A 20,766-nucleotide genomic window follows, 5' to 3' on the forward strand; every position below is an offset into this window, starting at 1 on the left:
TTATTCTTCAATAAAAACTGTGTATTTTGAACTATTTCCTGAAGCTCCCTTTACAACTATACTTTCAGCATGAATTAGACCTATATTGTCTATTCCAATTCCATCATTTTCTTTATCATAACCCTTAATTCTCAATAGCTCTATTAAGTCAATTGATTTTCTACTGCTTAATTTATTTAATTCGCTTTCGCTTACATTTTCATTTAATGAGGTTAAGGATAGTTCTTTAACTTCTTCAGTAAAATGCACTTTAATACTTGTTACATTTCCTTTAAAATTCTTTGGAACATTTATTGTAATACTACTTCCATCTATTGATCCCCTTATTTTAGAACCATTACTAGTACTTATATCAATTCCAGTTATTTTTATTTCTCCTTGAGCTGGTGGTACTACTCCTCCTCCAGCACCTCCTGCTCCACCACCTGGAGTAACGTTTGCAGCTCCTTCTCCTTCTAACTTAAATCCTTCTGATATTTGTTTTACAACTGCATCCTTAGGTATGTTTATTTCTACTCCTTTACCTTTAGATGATTTAGAAACAATCTTTTCTACCTCTGTACCAGCTGCTAATTCTATTCTTTTTCCATCTTCTACTTCTATTTCTTTATATTTTCCGCTTAATTTTATTACACTTCTATTGCTTGTAATAACAACCTTGTCCACAGGAGTTTGTGATTTTGATTCAATTTTCACTTCTCCATCTAATGTAAGTTTATTTATTGTCGTATTTTCATTTATGTTTACATTAGCTTTTCCCTTTACAAAAACATCTCCTTTGATGTTTCCTTTAAGGTTTACATTTTTATTTTCTCCTGAATTTATCTTTATACCAGAAGTTTGTACATTATTTAAGTTTATAGTTTCCTCTTTTCCTGGATTTACGGTAAGAGCTCCTGAAATATTTAAATTACTTACAGTAATATTTTGTCCATAGGCATAAAGATTACCTTTGATGCTGCCTCCATCTAAAGTAACATTTTTACCTGTTATCTTAATGCTATTATCTTCGTTTAAATTCTTTAGATTTGCATTATCCTCAGTATATACCTTTACCGATGGTTTGATTTTATCAACAGCTGAGTTTGGAAGTATACCTTCTCCACCTAGAACTAATAAGTCTCCTTCTGGATTAACTACAGTATTTAAATAGTCTTCCGTTACTTTTGGCAAATCCTTTGAGGAAAGTACCATTGGTGCATTATATTTTGCTGCAAGAGCCGCTCCTGATAAGGCATCTGCAAATTCATTGCCTTTAGGGCCCACTCCTAGAGCTGTTACTACTTTGCTATAGTCTAAGTCTTCTTCAAATTCCTTTAATATTTCAACGTTTGTATCAAATCTATCCTTACCGGATAATCTATGAGGATTATCTAATTCATCTCCTATTTCTTTTGAGATTACTCCTGTTCCTCCAATTATGTAAGCCTTGTCCACTTCTTTATCTTTTAGATAGTTTTTTACTTCCTTTGGTAAAGTATTTTTATCTGTAAGTATTATTGGCATACCTTTTATAGCTGCAATAGGAGCTACAGATAGAGCATCTGCATAGTATTCAGAGGATGCTATTGCTACTTCTCCATTAAATCCTAGTTTTTCAGCTATTTTTATTGAAGTTTCATATCTATTTTTTCCGCCTATTCTCTCAATCTTTGCACCTTTAATATTGTTTTTTATGTATTGTTCAATTTTAGGAGATAATACTCCCTCTCCTCCAATTAAAATTACGTTTGAAGGCTTTAATCTCTTAAGTTCTCTTTGCCCTTCCTCTGTAAGTCCATCCCCCTTGGTTAATATTATTGGGGCATTATATTTCTTAGCAAGTGGCGCAGCACATAGTGCATCAGGGAAATTTTCTCCTTGAGCAATTATTACATATTCAGAAGTTTCCCATCCATATTTAGATATGGCCTCAGAGGTTTCATATCTGTTTTTACCACTTAGTCTATTGATATCATTTACATTTCCTTCTGCCTTAACATATCCAGTAGACATTACTAAAGCCATTGTAAGAGCTATTGCAGTTTTTTTCATTAAATATTCCTCCTTTAAATCTATAAACCAAACATTCTTCTTACTTCACCAATACTTGCTCCATCTACATTAGAGAATATGGAATCCTTAACTGCTTTCTTTTCTTTTCCACTAAGTTTTCCATATATTTTTTTAACTGATCCTACATTTCCTCCATAATTATAGGAAGGATCCTGAATTAACTTATCTATAGTAGATAGCATTATACCTATTATTTCTTCACCACCACTTGATCCAGTAGAACCTAATGCATTAGATAACTGTCCCCTTACATTTATAAGAGCATCTACTTTCTCCTTTTTACTTTTTTCTATGTCGTCCACAGCTTTATCAATTTCTTTTTTACTTTCTTCATCCTTTGAATCTTTGCCTACCTCTTTAATATCTTCCTTTATTTTGTCCACTATATCTTTGGTAGGCCTTTCCTTGTTATCTTCTATTTTGTTTATTATGTTGTCGATTTTAGACTTTTCATTTTCATCTTTAGATTTGCTTTTTACTTCCTCTAATTGATTTTTTATCTTATCAAGTTCAATTTTAACATTTTTTTCATTGTCAAACAATGAACTTTCTACAAATTTATTCAGTTTTATGTATAATATTCCTTCCCTTACATCTAAAGAACTAATAGAAAAAGGAACTAACTTTTTATCTATTAAAACCTTTCCTTCCTCCCCCTCTATGCCCTTTAGTTCATATTTTTTAATAGAATTAAAGATTAGAGATTTAGGAATAGGTAATTTGCCAACTTTAAAACTTTTAGGAGTGTATTCTATTTTATCTTCTACAAAATCTATCTCTCCCTTAGTATATATAACAATTTCTTTATTCTTATAAATTACTGGAATTTTAACACCAACATAGTTGTCTTCTAAAAATCCCTCTGGAGTATTTATAATAATACCACCCTTTTTAATAGGATTTTTGTACATTATAGATAGGGCCTCATTTAACTCTTCATTATTTATTTCTACTTCTTTTCCTGTTTTCTCCCCATCTCTTATTTTGCTTATAACTTCTGTGGAATCCCCCTCCCACTTTTTATAATTTATTTTACTAAAAGCAAGGGATGTCATTACTCCAAGCAATACTACGATTAAAGCTATGGATATCAACGTAATCTTTACACCTTTTTTCATGCTTTTCACTCCTCAATTCAATGTATTTTCATTGAATATTTATACTCTCCACTATTTTTACAAAAATAACTCAGGTGGAAAACACCCGAGTTATTTATTTGTATGAGGTTATCTAGCTTGTTATTCAGCTACTTTTAGTTCAATTGTATATGGTCTACCATTATAATCAATTGTTATTTTACCACCATTAACAGTTATACTATATGTTGCACCTTTTTTAGTAGTTGCTTCTACTTTAACATCTATTTTTCTTAAGTCTTCTAAAGTAGTACTTTCAGTTATCTTAAATTCATCACGTACAAACTCAAGTGTAGACTTTTTGATGCTAAATGCTCCACCGTTTACTGTTTTTGTAAATATTACAGGTTTTTCAGATGTTGCATCTAAAGTTACAGTGATTTTTTCTATTGTATTATTTTCTGAAATAGCTATTGCAGGTATTTTAATCTCACCATCGCTAGGTATTTTATTAAACCTACCTTCTAACATTTCATATAATGTTTTAAAATCCTTATCTGCCACATAGTTAAGAACTACTTTAGCAAGGTCTTTTCCATCTTTGTCGTCACCCTTTACAGCTTCTAAATCTGTTGCAAGTTGACTAGTTGGATTGTTATTTCTTAAACTTTTAATTACATACTCAACTATATTTTGCTTTTCCTCACCCACTGTAGCCTTTTTAACTTTATCTAATTCCATTACTATATTCTCTGTAATAATTTTATTTTGAACTTCTGCATCTTTTAAAGCTGTTCTCTTATTATTATAAACAGACTTTATAGTATCATCTTCCTTACCTAATCTAAACTTAGCTCCATTACTAAATACTAAATCATATACTTTCTTTTCAGTAGGCTTTGTTGATCCACCACCAGAACTTGAGCTTCCACCGCCAGTACTAGTTGATGGTTTTATAGCATCTGCTGCTCCTGGTCCTGTTACGTTAGCTTCGTTGAATCCTTCAACTTTAATGGATGTTCCACTTGGAACGTATATTTTAGCTGAGTTTTTAGCAGTGTCGTTCATAGCTTTTATTGTTCCTGTTGCACCTGCTGCTACTTTAATGTCTGCTGCTGTGTAAACTTCTACTGTTCCTAATGAACCTTGAAGATTTACTACATCTTCTGCACCAGATCTTATTTCAACTTTGGATAGGCTTCCTGATCCTTTAAGAGTAACGTTACCTTCTACCACTACTGGTTTGCTGATAGTTCCTCTTAATTCTACAGTTTTGTCTAAAACTGTTTTTGGTATATTTATGTTACCAAAGCTTCCGCCTGCTCCTTCAAGTATTATACTTGATAGTGCAGATGTGGATTTTATTTCTGTTCCTGATTCTGCTAATACTCTTGTGTTTGTTCTGCTTATTATATTTAATCTATCAGTTTTTACATTCTTTAGACGAACAGTTCCTTCTGCTCCTGATAATACAACTATACTATCAGCTTGTACTCCGTCTAAGTTAGTTTCTCCATCTTTACCTGGGTTAATATAAACAGTTCCTTCTACCTTTAGGTTTGAAAGATTTGCTTTAGTTCCTTCTACATAAAGGTCACCCTTTATTGTTGAACTCTTTACTGTTATATTTTTAGCTGTGATTACAGCATTACCATTAACGTCTTTTTCGAAAGTAGCTCCTTCTTTATCCATAGCTTCAGCAGTTATTTTTATGCTGTCTACTACTGAATCAGCTACATTTTTAGCTCCACCAAGTATTGTTACTGTACTTGTTGGTGAAAGTTTTTCTCTTGCTACTTCTTTTGTGCTATCGCTTAAAGTTTTTCCAGTTAAAATTACTGGAGCATCCTTCTTCGCTGCTAGAGCTGAACCTGCAAGTGCATCAGCAAATTCATTTCCAGTAGCCCCTGAAGCTAATGCCATGTATGCATTTGCAAAGTCAAATTCTGTTGCAAAAGCTTTCAATACTGCAGCATTAGTTTGGAATCTATCTTGTCCATGAACTCTTTTAGCATTTGGAAGAATTTTCATCACTCCATCATTTACTGAAGCTGTTCCTCCAATTACATATGTAGTTGTTATTCCTGATGATTTTAAATATTCTTTAGTAGCACCTGGCAATTCCTTTACTTTAGTTAAAAGTACTGGAACTCCTTTAATAGCTGCTACTGGTGCTGCTGATAATGCATCTGCATATCCTTCTCCGCTAGCCACTATAGCTTCGTTTACATTTCCTAACTTCTTTGCTATTTTTACAGAAGTTTCATATCTGTCTTTTCCATCTAATCTTTCAATGGAAGTTCCTAAAGCTTTTATTTTTCCTTCAACTTCTTTTGATACTGAAGCATGTCCACCTACTATGTAAACGTGTTTAGCTCCAAGTCTTTTTAATTCCTTTAATGTGTCTTCGCTTATTTTATCTCTCTGTGTCAAAATTATTGGAGCATTATTAGCTTTAGCAAGAGGTGCAGCACTTAGTGCATCTGCATATCCTTCTCCACTAGCTACTACTACATACTCTGATGAAGTCCAGCCTTCTTTTGAAATTTTTAATGCTGTTTCATATCTATCTGAACCCCAAAGTCTTGGATTTTCTGGTGGGTTAGCAGCTGATACTTTTACTGTAGTTAATGAACTAGTTAAAAGTACAGACGCCATTGTACAAATAGATAGAATCTTTTTATTACTTTTGTGCATCCAAACATCCCTCCATGTTTATTTTTCTTATTATGCTAAAATATAGCAAATTAAATATAATTTTAATTATAATTATACTATAATCAAAATTTATTTCCAACTAGTTACATGAATTATTTTCAATATATTGTTAAACTTATCCATGAATGCTCATAATAATACAATAATCGTTATTATTTATGAAAAGTTTATATAAAATTTTTTATATAAATTTGTATTTTTTTAAAATTCACATTAAAAAAGATAACCTAATTCAGGCTATCCTTTTCAATTTATTAATTTATCTAAATTAGTCTAGGCTTATAATACTTGCATCTAAAGAAGTATTTTGCATATATCTATAAACTGGCACTTCCTCGTTAATATCTACAGTTATTATATTAAATTCTGTAAAGCTATCCTGTGCATCTGGTTCTAATGCAATTGATATTAAATTTGCATTAGGTTGATCCATAGTAAACACATAGCTTCCTTTAGGAAATTTAACAAATTTGTTGCTCACATCTACAGTAACTCTATTTCTAAAGTGTCCTTCATAATAGTTTGTTTCAACTTCCTTATTCTTAACCTTAAAGCTTTCAACTGGAAGTTCCATATCATTATTCAACTTCTTCACAGTTACTCCAGAGTAGGATAATCTTTTAGCAACTTCATGGTAAGCTGGTGGAAGTATGTAAGCATTTGGTCTTACTCTTTCCAATGTTGGTATGCTCTCATTGCTGCTAAAGAAATCTGCATCTACTGTTACTCTCTTGGAGGTTTCTAAATCAATTATATTAAACTTAACTGGATCTACTTTTTTGCTTTGGCTATTTAAAATTACCTTATCACTATCTTCTACCTTTTGTCCTAACTTAACTATATTGTTTCTTGCGCCATCTATGGTATTTTTAACCACTTTAGCATTGTCAGCAGTGCTTCTTATTATATTTTGAGCCGCTAATATGTGAGACATTACTCTTCTTTCAAAAGTTTCTTTTCCTATACCTATTCCTCTTGTTTCAAGTAGGAAAGAGAAGGATGGCTGTAATCCATAAGCATTTCTTCCTATCTTAGCATCAGCTCCAGCCTCAAACAAAGTTATGTTTCCATCTTTTACTGAAGAAGTATAGTACATATAGCTTGTATAATCCTTTGATTTCATTTCTTTATGAACATTATCCACAAATAATTTATTTGACATATCCCTTACTTCTTTTGGGATGTTTAAATTTTTAGCAGAGGATATTAAAAGATCGTAATTAGTAAGTGAACCCTTCTTTCCGACTTTTCTAAAACTACTGTCAACGCCATATTCATGGGCGTCAACCACTACTTCAGGCATAAAGCTATTAAAAGCCTTATGTACTGCTATGGTTTCTTTAAGATCAAATTTTAAGTGGTCACGATTTGAATCTATTAGAGTAGCTGTTTGTCTTTGGAAGTAGTATGAACCATCTCCATTAAACCTTGGAAGTATAACTACAGATACCTTGTCCAAAACTTCTTTTCCTAAGTTTCCACCTGCTAAGTTTTTTGCTACTGCAAGCATAGCTTCCCCTCCAGCAGGCTCATTGCCGTGGATTTGTCCTTGAAGCCATACTACAGGTCTTCCTGTTTTTAATATATCAGATGGTTTTTCATACCCTTCCTTTGTAAATATCATAATAGGCATCGGTCTTCCTTCTTGAGTATGCCCTATTATTGAAACTTTCATATTGGATGATGACTTTTGAAGATCATATATAAAATTCATCATTTCTTCATGGGATGTAAAATCTGTTTTCCCCTCTTTAAAAGCTGGAGTCAAAATCTTTCCTTCAGGTTTTTTAAAATAATTTTCGATTATTTCTGTTGGCTGCTTATAATAATCATCTGGAGCATAAGGAGCAGCAAATACCTTTGGAGCTAATGATCCCATTAATACAAATGAAAATGTTAATGATGAAACTATTTTCCTAAAAGTTTTTTTGTTTAACATTAATTCATCCCCCTTTTGTAAATTTTTTCCTGTAATTTTATTTTAGTTCCCTTTTTTTATAATGTCAATCATAATTCAAAAACTATTTTAAATATTTTTAAATTTCTATCAATTTTAATTTATTTTTCCATTTAAAGTATTTATTCATTATAATAACTTATGGCTTAAAAAAATCATATTAAAAATATATTTTATTTAAATATTTTATTTAAAACTCTACATTTTTTTTAAAAATATTGTATAATTATTGATATACGTGTAAAGATTTACAAGGGGGATATTGGAATATGAGATTTATTAACAGAAAAACTAAAATTGCCAAACCTAAAAACAACAATCTTTTTACAAAAATTAAAAGCATAAACCCATTTAAAAAACTAAATTTTAATAAATTTAAAAATGGAAATAAGGTTAACAACAATGAAAATGAAAAAATTACAAAAACAAAAAAACTTAAAGTTAAATCTATAAAACATAAACTTGTTGCTTCCATGCTTACCCTAACATTAGGAAGCTTAGCTTTGAGCACCTTATTTTCTGCCCTAAATATTTATTCAAGCAATAAAAATACTTTTAGTGAAAATATTAAAAATAGTGCTCATTTACTTGATTCTTATGTTCAACAATATATATCTTCAATAGGCAATAATTTATTAACTATTTCTTCTTTACCAAAAGTTAAAGCAGTAGGTTCAGACGTAACCTCATATGTTAAAGTTAGTAACCCTTATAATCAAGTAAAAATTACAGCTAATAGTCCTTATGAGAAGGATTTGCTAAATGTTTTGCAATCCTTTAAGGATAAAAATAGTGGTATACAATCTATTGCTATAGGAGTAGAAGAAAATATGGGATATATAGAATATCCATTATCTCTAAAGTCTAATAATTATAATCCTGTAACAGAAGATTGGTATCAAATAGCAAAATCTGATTTTGATAAGGTACATATATTAGATTCATATTTAAATGCCAATGGTGAAGTAAGCTCCACATTAGTAAAAGCTATTAAAGATGATAAAGGCATACTGAAGGGAGTAGTAGCCTTTCGTATAAATTTAGATACTTTAAACGAAACAGTTAGTAAATTAAGCATAGGAAAAACTGGTTATACAGTTTTAGTGGACAAGAGCGGTACTATAATGTCACACTCAAAGGATGAAAGCCTTATAGGAAGACCCATAGGAAATTTATCTATACCAGAGCTAGACACCGTTAACTTAGAGGAAAAAACCTTTACTACTAATATAAATGGCGTAGATTATACTATTTTCATAACAAACTGTTCCGATAACGGTTTAGGATGGAATTATATAAACTTTATTGAAAGCAGTGAACTTATGTCTGTATTCTACTCCACTGTTTTCAGAAACTTATTAGTGCTATTAGTTTGTGCTGTAGTTGGTGTATTTGTATCATTATATATATCAAATAAAATTACTACACCTATAAAAGCTGTAGCAGGACATTTCTCTTCCTTAGGAAAAGGTGATTTTACTGTAGATCTAGACCAAAAATATTTAAATATACAAGATGAAATTGGTTTAATGGCTAACTCTGCCGTAGAAATGCAAAATTCAATTAAGGAATTATTGTTAAATGTACATGATTCAGCTGGAAGCTTAGATGAACAATCTCAAAGTCTTTTCTCCTCTTCAGAAGAGATGTTACTTGTTTCATCTGATGTAGCTTCTTCTGTACAAAATGTATCTAAAGGTGCTTCTGAGCAGGCTATGGACTTAGAAAAAATGAACACTATAATAGCTAACTTTGCAAGACAACTTGAAAACATAATAAGTGATATACAAGAGGCTGAAAGAAACTCTAACTCAATTAATACCTTAGTTGGAGAAAGTGATAGCAAAATAAACAACCTATCCCTTTCAATTACAGAGATAAAGACTAAGTTTGAGGAGTTAATTAACACTATAACTACTCTTCACGAAAATGTTAACAAGATAAATGAAATAAATATATTTATAAATAATATAGCAGAACAAACAAATCTTCTAGCTTTAAATGCAGCTATCGAGGCTGCAAGAGCAGGAGAATCTGGAAGAAGCTTTGCTGTAGTTGCTGATGAAATAAGAAAACTTGCAGAACAAAGTAAAAATTCTTCAGTACAAATTACAAGCATAATTAATACAGTGTCCAAGCACACAGATAATATAATCAACTTATCAAAGGAAGTTGACAAAAACATGGATGTGGAAATGGAAAATATAGATTCAGCAATAAGCTCATTTAATTCTATAAATAATGAGTTAACTGTATTAATACCAAAGATTCATGCTATAAACAATGCTTCTACTAGCATAGCAAGAGAAAAGGATGACATAATAAACTCTATAGAAAATTCCTCTTCTATATCAGAAGAAATAGCAGCCTCCTCTGAAGAGATTGCAGCTTCCTCTGAAGAAATGAACTCTTCTATAGAAGAATTATCACAGTACGCTAAAGTACTTAAAGATACTAGCGAATCAGTATCTAGCAAAATAAATGAATTCAAATTAAAATAATGTAATAACAAAGTTTACAAAAGGATATGCACTTTATAGGGTGTATATCCTTTTTTATTAAAAAGCGTTCCCATACATTTGAATTTTCTCATAACATATGAAATAATTATTTTATCCGATGACTACCATCCGTAATACTCCCATCTTCTACAAGTGGGAGATACTAGAACTCTTGAGCTTCAGGGATTTAGAGTTCTTATGCTGTGCATAACGGATGCTACGTCCCTGGATAAGTTCTTCTAAGCTTCAGTTGGAGTAAGTATTCCTTTTAAGCAAACTCCATCTGAAGCTAAGAATCACTTGATAAATATAAAAGGTGGGGATTATTTTGAGAGATTATAAATTTATTTTTGGACCTATACCCTCTAGAAGATTAGGTATGTCCTTAGGGGTAAGTCCAATTCCTAAAAAATATTGTAGTTATTCTTGTGTTTATTGTCAGGTAGGTAGAACGGACCACTTAACAGATAAAAGAGAAGATTTTTTTCTTTTAGATGATATAATAGAAGAATTTAAAGATTACGTAGAACATAATGAGGATTTTAATGTAGTAACTGTGGTTGGAGAAGGGGAACCTACATTGTATAAATCTTTAGGTAGACTTATACATGAACTAAAAAAGCTAACTTCAAAGCCTGTTGTGGTAATTACCAACGGGGCAACCCTTGGGGAAGCAGAAGTTAGAGAAGATTTAATGGAATGCGATATACTGTTACCTTCCATAGATGCCTTTGATGAGGAATCCTTTAAGAAAATTCACCGCCCTCATGGAAGAATAAAATTTCAGGACTCTTATGAAGGGTTAGTAGAGTTTTCTAAAGAATTTAAAGGGGAACTTTGGCTTGAAGTAATGCTTATTGAAGGAATAAACACCTCTGAAGAGGACTTGATTAAATTAAAAGCTTTAATAGATAAAATAAATTACTCAAGGATATTTATAAATGCTCCTGTAAGACCTCCAGCAGAAGAAAATATTTCTATTCCACCTAAAGAGAGCGTTGAAAGAGCCGCAAAGATTTTAGGAGGTTTTTCTATAGATTCCTTGACTACAGGAAGTTTTTCCAGTGGAATTGCGGATAATTACCATGCAATTTTAAGCATAATAAAAAGACACCCTATGAATCAATTTGAAATAAATAGTTTTTTTAAAGATAGAAATTGCAATCAGGAAGAAATAGATTTTTATTTCAATAAACTAAACAACGACCCTTCAGTGCAAGTAGTTGAATATAGAGGATATTTTACTTATAGAGTTACAAATTAAGGAGGTATAAGCAATGCATCCAGTAAAAAGAATTGCTGCTATTCATGACTTATCTGGTTTTGGAAGAGCATCACTTACTTCTATAATACCTATTTTATCTAGCATGGGAATACAAGTATGTCCAATGCCTACAGCTATACTATCCACTCATACTGGTGGCTTTGAAGACTATACTTTTGTTGATTTAACGGACTCTATGGAAGCTTTTATGAATCATTGGCATAAAATTGATATAGACTTTGACTGCATATATAGTGGATTTCTAGGTTCTTCAAAGCAAATTAATATAGTTTCAAAATTTATTGATCTATTTAGAACAAAGGATAACTTAGTTGTAATAGACCCTGTCATGGGCGATAACGGAAAACTTTACGTTACTATGGACATGGATATGGTGGAAAATATGAGGTGCCTAATTAAAAAGGCAGATATTATAACTCCTAATTTTACAGAGGCAGCATACCTCCTAGGTGAGGATGTTAATACCAGCCTATCGGAATGTGAAATTAAAGGCTGGATGAAGCGTCTTAGTGAAATGGGACCAAAAATAGTAATAATAACTAGCGTACCAGATAATCATAAAAAGCATAAGAAAACCCATGTATTAGCATACAATAAAGAAGATAATGTGTTTTGGAAGGTAAGCAGTAAACACATACCAACCTTTTATCCAGGTACAGGAGATGCCTTTACCAGTGTACTTGTAGGCAGTCTTCTTCAAGGGGATAGCCTTCCTTTGGCTCTAGATAGAGGGGTTCAATTTATTTCTACTTGTATAAAAGCAAGCTACGGATTTAACTATCCAAATAGAGAAGGTGTGCTTTTAGAAAAAGTATTAGACACTTTAAAATTACCTGTAATAGTTAGCAGTTATGAATTAATATAAAAAAGCCCAATTGGGCTTTTTTTAAAGTTGCATATTTATATTACCCATTAATTCATACATGAATTTTTGTTCATGGGTTATATGTTCTAATAAAGTCTGCCATACCTTATCCTTTTTACCATACTTTTTAACTTCCTCTAGCAAACTTAAAAAATGAGCATCATGCATACAAAATTCATTTATAAGCTTTTTAAGTTCCATTACAGCATATGGTATTGGACAACCTCTTTTTTTCAATTCTTCAACTTTAGTCTTAAGTTGAGAAAATACTTTATTTATATGCATTAGCTGATTAACTATATCTTTAGGTAAGTCTTTCTTAGTCAATTCTCCAAGAGTCTTAATGAATATAGGATGTTCACTTGATATATCGGACCATAAAATCAATTCATTAAATACGCAATTTAAGTTATTTACTAAAGTATAACAATACAAACCTTTTCCCCCTACAAAATATCTCATAATTACAATATATGACCATATGCATAAAAAGGTTACATTATCGTGATTATCATCATAGAGTAAAAGCAATATCTATGATAATATGTATTCCGTATATTGTACACTTTGTGGATTAATCCAACAATTAACGAATATAAAGTTCATTTTACTTACGCACTTATCAATATGAGGAGGATACTATGAAAAAGATTGGTATTATAAATTGTTATGAAGTTTCAAAAAGGTGCTCAGGCTCAGGCTGTTTTAAAGCATTTAATAATAATACAGGAGCTTTTGAGGAATACGCAGATAAGGATACAGAATTAATAAGTTTTGTTCATTGCAATGGATGCGGTGAACAATCTGTAGAAGAAGTGCTAGCAAAGGCTAGAAGAATGAAGGAGCTTGGAGTGGAATATATACATCTCTCCTCCTGCATTAGATCAAAATGTCCTTGGTACAACGATTTTATTAAAGAATTATCAAATGATCATAATGTAGTTGGGTATACCCATAGTAAGAAAAAATAGGAATCTAATTTGTCATAACCTAATTCTGAAAATACATTTGTAAATCACAAAATAGCTAAGTATATAGTGAAATAGCGACTTTTTCTGGAGCGGCTTCACTGTGTACTTAGCTCTCTATTTGATAAACTAAATTATTTTTGTAAAATTTTATTATTGTAAACTAATCTTATATAGCTTATTTAGAAAGTACCTTCGTAAAATACAAAAGAGCTAAGTATGTAGTAAAATAGCGACTTTTCCTTGAAGCGCCTTCATTACGTACTTAGCTCTCTATTTGTAAAACTAAATTTATGTAAATTTAAAAACCTATTCTAAAATCACAGTAGCTACATTTTTACCACCGCTTATTGCTTGAACATTTACTTTTTTATCATCATATTTTTTCTTTAAATCCTGTGCGTATTTATCTGCAAGTTTTTTAACTTCGTCTTCCTTTGATCCTTCCTTAGCTAGGATTGTAGCTATTACGTAGTCTCCCTGGAAATAAACTTGTCCATCCGCTACTATGCTTTCCTTTTTTAGCTTTTCTGTAAGGTCTTCTTGCTTTACTATTTTATCTTCTTCTTTTTCCTCTTCTTTAGATTGGTCTTTGCCTTCATCTTTAACTTCTACCTTATCGTCATTATTTACGTCTACCTTTTGTTCCTGTCCATTAGTATTTTTCTCATCAGTCTTTGGAGATTCTTTTTTTGAGCATCCTCCTACAACTAAAGTTAAAACTAATAAGAATACAGCGATAATTTTTTTATTCTTTATTTTCATTAGTATCTCCTCCTTTGTTACTTAATTAGGCATCTTCCAAAAATAACTTGCCAACATACTGGCATATTTTATTTTACATGCCTTATTATATCATAAATTTATGAACTAATAATTAAGTAGAGAGGGGTAATTATTAACAATTTATGGCTATATTTTAAATTTATTTACTCTACTATTCATCTCTTTTGTCATGTTTGCCAGATTTATAATAGACGCTGCAACCTCCTCTGTAGACGCACCCATTTCTTGTGATGAGGCAGCAATTTCTTCTGAAGATGCGGATATTTCTTCAGCAACTGAGGAAGAAGTCTCTATTTTTTCTACTATTAAGTTTTTGCTATTATTGATATTTCTTGCTCCTGCATTAATATTTCGTATCTTAGGATTTATTTCATTTATAGATTCTATTATTTTCTTAAATGATTCCATAGACTCGTCTATAACAGTTATAGAGTTTTGCAAATCATGTTCCACATTGCTACTAGATTGAATTATATCTTTACTTTCTTTAGATATTTGCTCTATTAACTTGCTAATATCTTCAGCAGACAATTTACTCTTTTCTGCAAGCTTTCTTATTTCATCTGCTACAACAGCAAATCCTTTTCCAGCTTCCCCTGCTCTAGCAGCTTCAATAGCTGCATTTAAAGCCAATAAATTTGTCTGTTCTGATACATTGTTAATTAAGTTTGTTATTTCATTTATATTTTTTATGTTATCTCCTAAGGAATTTATTTTATACATAAAGTCCTTAAATGTTTTATTCACATTATTTATGGATTCTATTAAATCCTCCATTTTATTATTACTGTTTAGTGCAATATCTTCTATGCCCGTTGAATTATCACTGACATCTTCTATAGATTTAACGATATAAGTAAGCTCTTGATTAAAATTATTTAAAACCTCATTTATACTAGATAAATCCTGCGCTTGATCTCCCACACCTTTTGCTATTTCACCAATAGTCTGAGAAATATTATCTGCAGAGGATGCCATTTCTTCAGATGTGGCACTTAAACTTTCTGTTTGAAGTCCAATTTCTTCGGAACTATTTTTAACTAGTGAAAGCATATCTCTTACACTGCCTTGCATATTTTTCACCGCGTTTGCTAAGTCCCCAGTCTCGTCCTTCTCTTTTATATATTTTTCTGGAATCTCTAATGTATAATCCCCTGTGGCTATAACTTTGATATATTCTACCATTGCAATAATTGGAGAGGTAAGTTTTCTTCCTAGAATAACAGTGAACAAAATCCCTATAAATAAAAATATTATAGAAGCTATGGTTATGTACTTCAGTAGAGTATCTATTCCACTTGTAATTTCTTCTTCGTTGGCATATATCATAATTGACCAACCCATTTCTTCAATAGGAGCATATGCCGCATACTTAGATTCTCCTAAATAGGAGTATTTCCCTATACCCTTTTCTCCAGCTACCATTTTCTTATGTATTTCAGCAACTTCCTTAACTTCTGGATCCTCTAAGGATTTTGATATTGTATTCTCCATACTTAAAACTCTTTTTATATCCCCATCAGCAATAACAGTTCCGTCCTTACTGAGCATGGTCGCTCCGCCGCTTTCCCCATATTTAATATCTGCTACCACATCATTTAGTATAGTTCCATCCTTTATACCAACTAAAACTCCTACTATTTCATTATTATTTCTTATAGGTACTGCTATAGGTACTATTACAGATTTATCTGCCACACTAGCCACGGGATCAGAAATAACACTTTCTCCATTCATAGCTCTCTTAAAATAATCTCTGTCCTTTAAATCATAAACGCCGCCATCAGTAGATAAAGCTTTTCCATTTTTATCAGCCATATCCATAATGGAATATCCATTCCTCTTCATTTCTTCTTCTAATATAGCTTTTTTCACATCCCAAGAAACATTAGGATCTTTTATTTCACTTTTACTTGCAATTACCTCTAAAACCATAAGTTCTATATCTATTCTACTCTTAGCAAGCCTTGTGGCTTCACTGGCTGTTTTATTTAATCTATCTTTCATGTTCTCAATGGTTAAATTAGATGAAATTTTGTAAGAAATTGTACCTAGTCCAGCACATATGACCAGTATTAACAAAGTAAAAGAAATTAATAGTTTAGTTTTAATACTTCTAAGTTTCCCTACTTTTTTAAGTTCTACTTTTTTTAACTTTTTTACTTTTTCTTCTTTACCCATAAACTTTGCCTCCTTCTTAAATATAAAAATTAATTTTTTTATAATTTTTATTTAAATTTTTCATTTTTTTATAATTATATCACAAATTATGACAATATATAGCAATAATTTATAATTTATTGGAACATTTTACTTTTTATAATTTGCTAGAAAATAAAATATTCCAAAAACTAAAAAACCGTACGTCAATTCTAATTAGACGTACGGATTAAAATATTTTTTATTTTTACAGTAATCCTTTTACTTATTACACTATTGGGCTAGAGATTATACACACCTGTGCCATTACATAGGTCACCCATATTAAAAATCCTCCATAAGGTATCTTTAGATGGAAAAATTCTGCTAGAGCAATAAGGCTATCGGATACAACGAACACAATAGCTCCAATAAGGGTTAAAAATAACTTTCCATTAAAAGAGTAAACTAATAAAGCAGCCCATATACCCATAGTCAATATTAAGGAAGCGTAGGCTATACCAAAGATTAATTCTCTCTTTTCTCCTTTAAATTTGGGTTTTAAAAATTTAAGGCATAGTGCAATAAAAATTATTAAGATAGCAACATATATATAAATATATCTCACGCTAAAAACCTGATTATATGTGATAGTTTTTATAAAGGCTAAAGTGTACATCATTTGTGCTAAGGCAAATATACTCATGCCACCTATCAGCCTATTTTTAAATCCTAGTGCTTCAGCCATGGCTAAATCTCCAAAGAAGGAGATAATCATACCAAGCAAAACATATTTTGAATAAGGATAGTATTTTCCTGAATTAAACATAAAAACTGCTGCGGCTAATGCTATACAGGAGATACTTAGAGTTACCTTTATATTCAATGGTAAGGAAACGTCATTTCCATACCTAGCACCCTTTTTTATTAACCTATGTGCAACAAAAATAAAAATAATTATTTGCAAAGCTATTACACTAGACACAAATAATTTCATACTATAATTCACACCCCATCCAAATACTTCTATAAATAATTATATCACACCAAATATATACATATGATGAATAAATAGTGAATTAATAAATAATTAACTACTAAATACCTAACTATTTATATTTTATTTGAAGGCTTAAAACTAAATTACAATTATAATAGTAGAAAAGAAGTATAGAAAAAGGACAGTCATTTAGACTATCCTCTTTTATATTTTTTAAAACATATTTTCCTTAACTACTCCGTTTCCACCAAATATTATCATGTTTTTATAAGCCTTTGAACTTATAAAGTCTTTTTGCTCCGATATATTCATATCATTATTCACAAGCATTATTGGCGCATTATTGTAAGTAGCATATACGCTTCCAACTAAAGAGTCAGGGAAGGTTACTCCAGACGCTATAGCAATAGTATCTCCCTTTATATTAAAATGTTTTAATACATTCATATTGGTTTTATATCTATCACTGCCGCTTATTCTTATTATATCTTTATCCTTTAGAGCAGTTAATTTGCCCACTGAATTTTTAACATTTGGGCTTACTACTCCTTCTCCTCCTACGATATATACTTTAGAAGGTTTTATTTTCTTTATATATTCTTCTGCGTCCTTTGATAGACTCTTACTTCCTGTAAGTATTATTGGATATTTATTTATTTGTGCTATACTGGTCACACTTAGAGCATCTGCAAAACCTTCACCACTTGCTATTATTATAGGGCTTCCTTCAGGGATGTTTAATTTTGCATTTGTCTTAATATTAGTTTCATACCTATCCTTGCCTTCCATTCTGTCAATGTTTTTTATGCCTAGGGCTTTTATAGAATCTACCGTACTATCACTTACAGCAACTTTTCCTCCAACTATATGTACCTTACCAGCTTTGTTCATATGTGATTTTATGTATTCTAATGCCTCTTTATCGTTGTTAGGATTATTGCCTATTAAAAGCACAGGGGCATTTAGGGAATTTGCTAAAATACTTGCAGATATCTGATCTGTATAGTTAAATGCATTTGCAATAACTATATCGGAAGTTCCTTTATCATACATCATTTTAGCTATTGATGTAGCCGTTTGGAATCTATTTATTCCTGCTACTCTAGTCTTGTTTAATGTACTTCCTTCTCCCTGATCTGTGCCCTCATCTACAATATCCTCATCACTATAAATAGCTTTAATATCATCGATATATATAGCACCCTTTGTCATTGGCCCCTTACTGCCTGACGCAAGAGACATCAATCTAATTCCTTGAGTTTCACTGATTTTGAAAGGAGCTTTCATGCTCTCAGGAATTTCTGCTTTAATATATTTCCATCCAGTCCAGTTTACTCCTGATTCCGAAGTTAAATTAATATTTTGAGTTTGTCCATTACCATCAACTAAAGCCATTCTCAACCAATAGCCTTTAGCTTCTGGAGTTCCATAAATCCACATACCTATAGCCTTTGGTCTTCCAGATATATTTTGACTTTCTCCTGTACCTGTATACACTCCAAGGGTGGCATTTTTTTCTCCACCTGTAAAATCAAAGTTGATTTTTAAAGACCCGCTGCCGTTTTTTATAGGATCTTTACTTGATGTAGCTTTTTCTATAGAGGCTTTCTCTCCTCTACCAGCGGTAGTTATTTTCCAACTTCCTGTGTCCTTTTCAAAATCGTAAAGTACCTGAGATGGTTTACCCACTGCCACATCTATAGATACAGAAAGGCTAGTTCCCTTAAATGTTCCTGTAATTTTACCTGTTGCTGTTTTATCTTTAGTATGAAGTACTCCATTGTTATCTATGTGTCCAACATCTCCAGATATATCCCATATTATGTCTTCATTTTTAACTTTTAATTTTCTTTCTCTATATTCACCATAAATACTTAATTGAACTTGAGAATTTTTTTCTGCTGAAATTTGTTTTGTGTTTACATCTATTTTGTCGGGAAGAGCGATTTCAACTAGGGTTTTTCCTACCACTTCCCCATAATAGCTTAATAAAACTTCTACTTGTCCAGTTTTTCCAGTAGATTTAAATACTCCTTTTTCATCAATATTTCCAAAGGAATCATCAGAAAGAGACCAAGTTAATCCACTGCTTGGCAATGGTGAAGGTGCACCTGATCTATCTCTTCCTTTTGCTTTAAATTCTACAGTAGATTCTGGTGTATAGCTTTTATCAAAAGGCTCTATATATGCTGAAGCAAACTCACCATCAGATTGAACTTTAGAAACAACCAGCCAAGAGTTTCCAACTACTCTTTCCTTTCCTTCTGAAGGTTTGTTACCTAAAGAAAGCTCATCACTTCCAGGTTTTCTAGAAATATATGTAGAAGAACCTCCTCCATCTAGATTTAATGCTTGTACCGCTCCCATGTCAATCATAATCTGAGCTAAATCCGCTAGAGATATGCCTGCTGAATAAGGTTCCTGCCTTCCATCAATAGTAAGGAAGAACACGGTTCCGTCTGCCTTTATACCTACTGCTGTTCTTGGATCCTTTTCAGTAGAAAGGTTTCCATGAACTTTGCCATTGTTTACAATAATAGCGTTGCCACCTAAGGCTTCCTCAAGATTATCTTTAACTTCATTATATTTTTTTTCATCTCCAATCACTGGAGTTCCATCCTTTAGTATTCCAAAAAAGTTCCATCCCTTTTCATATTTTGATTTAATGGCTCTTCCATCCTTATATACTATACCAATAGGTTCACCTGTTACCATGTAGTAAAAATCCCCATTTACTGCTGCAACTACTTTTTCTTCTGATGTTGTATTAGCCTTTGCTTGTTCTCTTAATATTTGCATTCCATAGGTATCTTTATCATTTGGGGTTCCCACTTCAATTCCTGCATTAGGATTATATGTATCTACTTCCACAGTAACCATCTCTATTTTTTTACCAGATTTATCTCTGAATGAATATTTTTTTTCTTTTATACCTGGAGCTATTTCAAATTCTTCTTTGTTTATTTCCTTTGATATAAAACTAGACTTAACATCGAAATTCCCTAAAGCTTGTACACTTGTGGAACTTACCATGTTAAGTAAAATGGTTGTAGCCACTACCTTGCTCACAACTTTTTTATTAAATTTACCAATACTCTTTCCTTTCATTTTATGACCTCCTACATAACATGTAAAAACTTAAACTATTACCTATATATAATAATAACACTAAAATTTAGTAAAACTAGTGGTAATTGATTACATTTATAATATAACCCACATATAGTACGAAATTCTATAACAAAAGTCATTGGTATATATAGGTAATTGCTATAATAAGGAGCATAACTATGTAATAGTAAGATAAATTTCAATGATAGAGGTTAGTAGTTACAACCTACTTTCTGTAGCCCAGGTTGTTGGTTGAGGTATTTTACGCAATTATAGTATAATAATGTTAATCACTACATAGTAAC

The 20,766-nt window shown here is 31.4% G+C and carries 13 protein-coding genes; 4 read left to right on the top strand and 9 right to left on the bottom strand.

Going from position 1 to position 20,766, the window contains the following annotated elements:
- The 4 genes from KQI86_RS15760 to KQI86_RS15775 all read right to left on the bottom strand — a co-directional run bounded on the left by KQI86_RS15760 (position 1) and on the right by KQI86_RS15775 (position 7,788).
- A complete protein-coding gene (locus tag KQI86_RS15760; RefSeq protein WP_216440361.1) occupies positions 1-2,034 on the bottom strand; it encodes a cell wall-binding repeat-containing protein in 2,034 nt (677 codons plus the stop codon).
- A 20-nt stretch (positions 2,035-2,054) separates the two neighbouring features.
- Positions 2,055-3,173, bottom strand: coding sequence for a hypothetical protein (locus tag KQI86_RS15765; RefSeq protein ID WP_216440362.1), 1,119 nt, complete (start codon positions 3,171-3,173; stop codon positions 2,055-2,057).
- Positions 3,174-3,293: 120 nt separating this feature from the next.
- The gene (locus KQI86_RS15770; protein WP_216440364.1) at positions 3,294-5,828 is read right to left on the bottom strand and encodes a cell wall-binding repeat-containing protein; all 2,535 of its coding nucleotides are present in this window, start codon (positions 5,826-5,828) and stop codon (positions 3,294-3,296) included.
- 289 nt (positions 5,829-6,117) lie between these two features.
- Positions 6,118-7,788 carry a M14 family metallopeptidase gene (locus KQI86_RS15775; RefSeq protein ID WP_216440366.1) on the bottom strand — a complete coding sequence of 557 codons (1,671 nt, stop codon included), beginning with the start codon at positions 7,786-7,788 and terminating at the stop codon, positions 6,118-6,120.
- Positions 7,789-8,075: 287 nt separating this feature from the next.
- On the opposite strand from KQI86_RS15775, the gene KQI86_RS15780 reads away from it, so the two are divergent.
- From KQI86_RS15780 to KQI86_RS15790, 3 genes are all read left to right on the top strand, one after another.
- Positions 8,076-10,307: a methyl-accepting chemotaxis protein gene (locus KQI86_RS15780; RefSeq protein ID WP_216440368.1), complete on the top strand. Its 2,232-nt coding sequence runs from the start codon at positions 8,076-8,078 to the stop codon at positions 10,305-10,307.
- 328 nt (positions 10,308-10,635) lie between these two features.
- Positions 10,636-11,571, top strand: coding sequence for a radical SAM protein (locus tag KQI86_RS15785; RefSeq protein WP_216440370.1), 936 nt, complete (start codon positions 10,636-10,638; stop codon positions 11,569-11,571).
- Between the two features lie 13 nt (positions 11,572-11,584).
- The gene (locus KQI86_RS15790) at positions 11,585-12,457 is read left to right on the top strand and encodes a pyridoxamine kinase (RefSeq protein ID WP_216440372.1); all 873 of its coding nucleotides are present in this window, start codon (positions 11,585-11,587) and stop codon (positions 12,455-12,457) included.
- Between the two features lie 21 nt (positions 12,458-12,478).
- On the opposite strand, the gene KQI86_RS15795 is transcribed toward KQI86_RS15790, so the two are convergent.
- Complete coding sequence (locus KQI86_RS15795; protein WP_216440374.1) at positions 12,479-12,892, bottom strand: DUF2935 domain-containing protein; 414 nt, start codon at positions 12,890-12,892, stop codon at positions 12,479-12,481.
- Between the two features lie 206 nt (positions 12,893-13,098).
- Between KQI86_RS15795 and KQI86_RS15800 the strand changes: the two genes are divergently transcribed.
- Complete coding sequence (locus KQI86_RS15800; RefSeq protein WP_216440376.1) at positions 13,099-13,428, top strand: CGGC domain-containing protein; 330 nt, start codon at positions 13,099-13,101, stop codon at positions 13,426-13,428.
- A 306-nt stretch (positions 13,429-13,734) separates the two neighbouring features.
- Here KQI86_RS15800 and KQI86_RS15805 read toward each other — a convergent pair whose 3' ends face one another.
- From KQI86_RS15805 to KQI86_RS15820, 4 genes are all read right to left on the bottom strand, one after another.
- Entirely contained in the window at positions 13,735-14,190 is a 456-nt protein-coding gene (locus KQI86_RS15805; RefSeq protein ID WP_216440378.1) for a hypothetical protein, read from the bottom strand.
- 147 nt (positions 14,191-14,337) lie between these two features.
- Entirely contained in the window at positions 14,338-16,392 is a 2,055-nt protein-coding gene (locus tag KQI86_RS15810; RefSeq protein WP_216440380.1) for a methyl-accepting chemotaxis protein, read from the bottom strand.
- A 247-nt stretch (positions 16,393-16,639) separates the two neighbouring features.
- Positions 16,640-17,347 carry a lysoplasmalogenase gene (locus KQI86_RS15815; RefSeq protein ID WP_216440382.1) on the bottom strand — a complete coding sequence of 236 codons (708 nt, stop codon included), beginning with the start codon at positions 17,345-17,347 and terminating at the stop codon, positions 16,640-16,642.
- A 216-nt stretch (positions 17,348-17,563) separates the two neighbouring features.
- Positions 17,564-20,458, bottom strand: coding sequence for a cell wall-binding repeat-containing protein (locus KQI86_RS15820; protein ID WP_216440384.1), 2,895 nt, complete (start codon positions 20,456-20,458; stop codon positions 17,564-17,566).
- Positions 20,459-20,766: the final 308 nt, after the last annotated feature.

The organism is Clostridium mobile (assembly GCF_018918285.1).
GTDB classification, from domain to species: Bacteria; Bacillota; Clostridia; order Clostridiales; family Clostridiaceae; genus Clostridium_AW; species Clostridium_AW mobile.

Coding starts and splice junctions, on each gene's coding strand:
- KQI86_RS15765 (WP_216440362.1), bottom strand. CDS start 3,173: ATGAAAAAAGGTGTAAAGATTACGTTGATATCCATAGCTTTAATCGTA.
- KQI86_RS15815 (WP_216440382.1), bottom strand. CDS start 17,347: ATGAAATTATTTGTGTCTAGTGTAATAGCTTTGCAAATAATTATTTTT.
- KQI86_RS15790 (WP_216440372.1), top strand. CDS start 11,585: ATGCATCCAGTAAAAAGAATTGCTGCTATTCATGACTTATCTGGTTTT.
- KQI86_RS15760 (WP_216440361.1), bottom strand. CDS start 2,034: ATGAAAAAAACTGCAATAGCTCTTACAATGGCTTTAGTAATGTCTACT.
- KQI86_RS15770 (WP_216440364.1), bottom strand. CDS start 5,828: ATGCACAAAAGTAATAAAAAGATTCTATCTATTTGTACAATGGCGTCT.
- KQI86_RS15820 (WP_216440384.1), bottom strand. CDS start 20,458: ATGAAAGGAAAGAGTATTGGTAAATTTAATAAAAAAGTTGTGAGCAAG.
- KQI86_RS15775 (WP_216440366.1), bottom strand. CDS start 7,788: ATGTTAAACAAAAAAACTTTTAGGAAAATAGTTTCATCATTAACATTT.
- KQI86_RS15780 (WP_216440368.1), top strand. CDS start 8,076: ATGAGATTTATTAACAGAAAAACTAAAATTGCCAAACCTAAAAACAAC.
- KQI86_RS15810 (WP_216440380.1), bottom strand. CDS start 16,392: ATGGGTAAAGAAGAAAAAGTAAAAAAGTTAAAAAAAGTAGAACTTAAA.
- KQI86_RS15805 (WP_216440378.1), bottom strand. CDS start 14,190: ATGAAAATAAAGAATAAAAAAATTATCGCTGTATTCTTATTAGTTTTA.
- KQI86_RS15800 (WP_216440376.1), top strand. CDS start 13,099: ATGAAAAAGATTGGTATTATAAATTGTTATGAAGTTTCAAAAAGGTGC.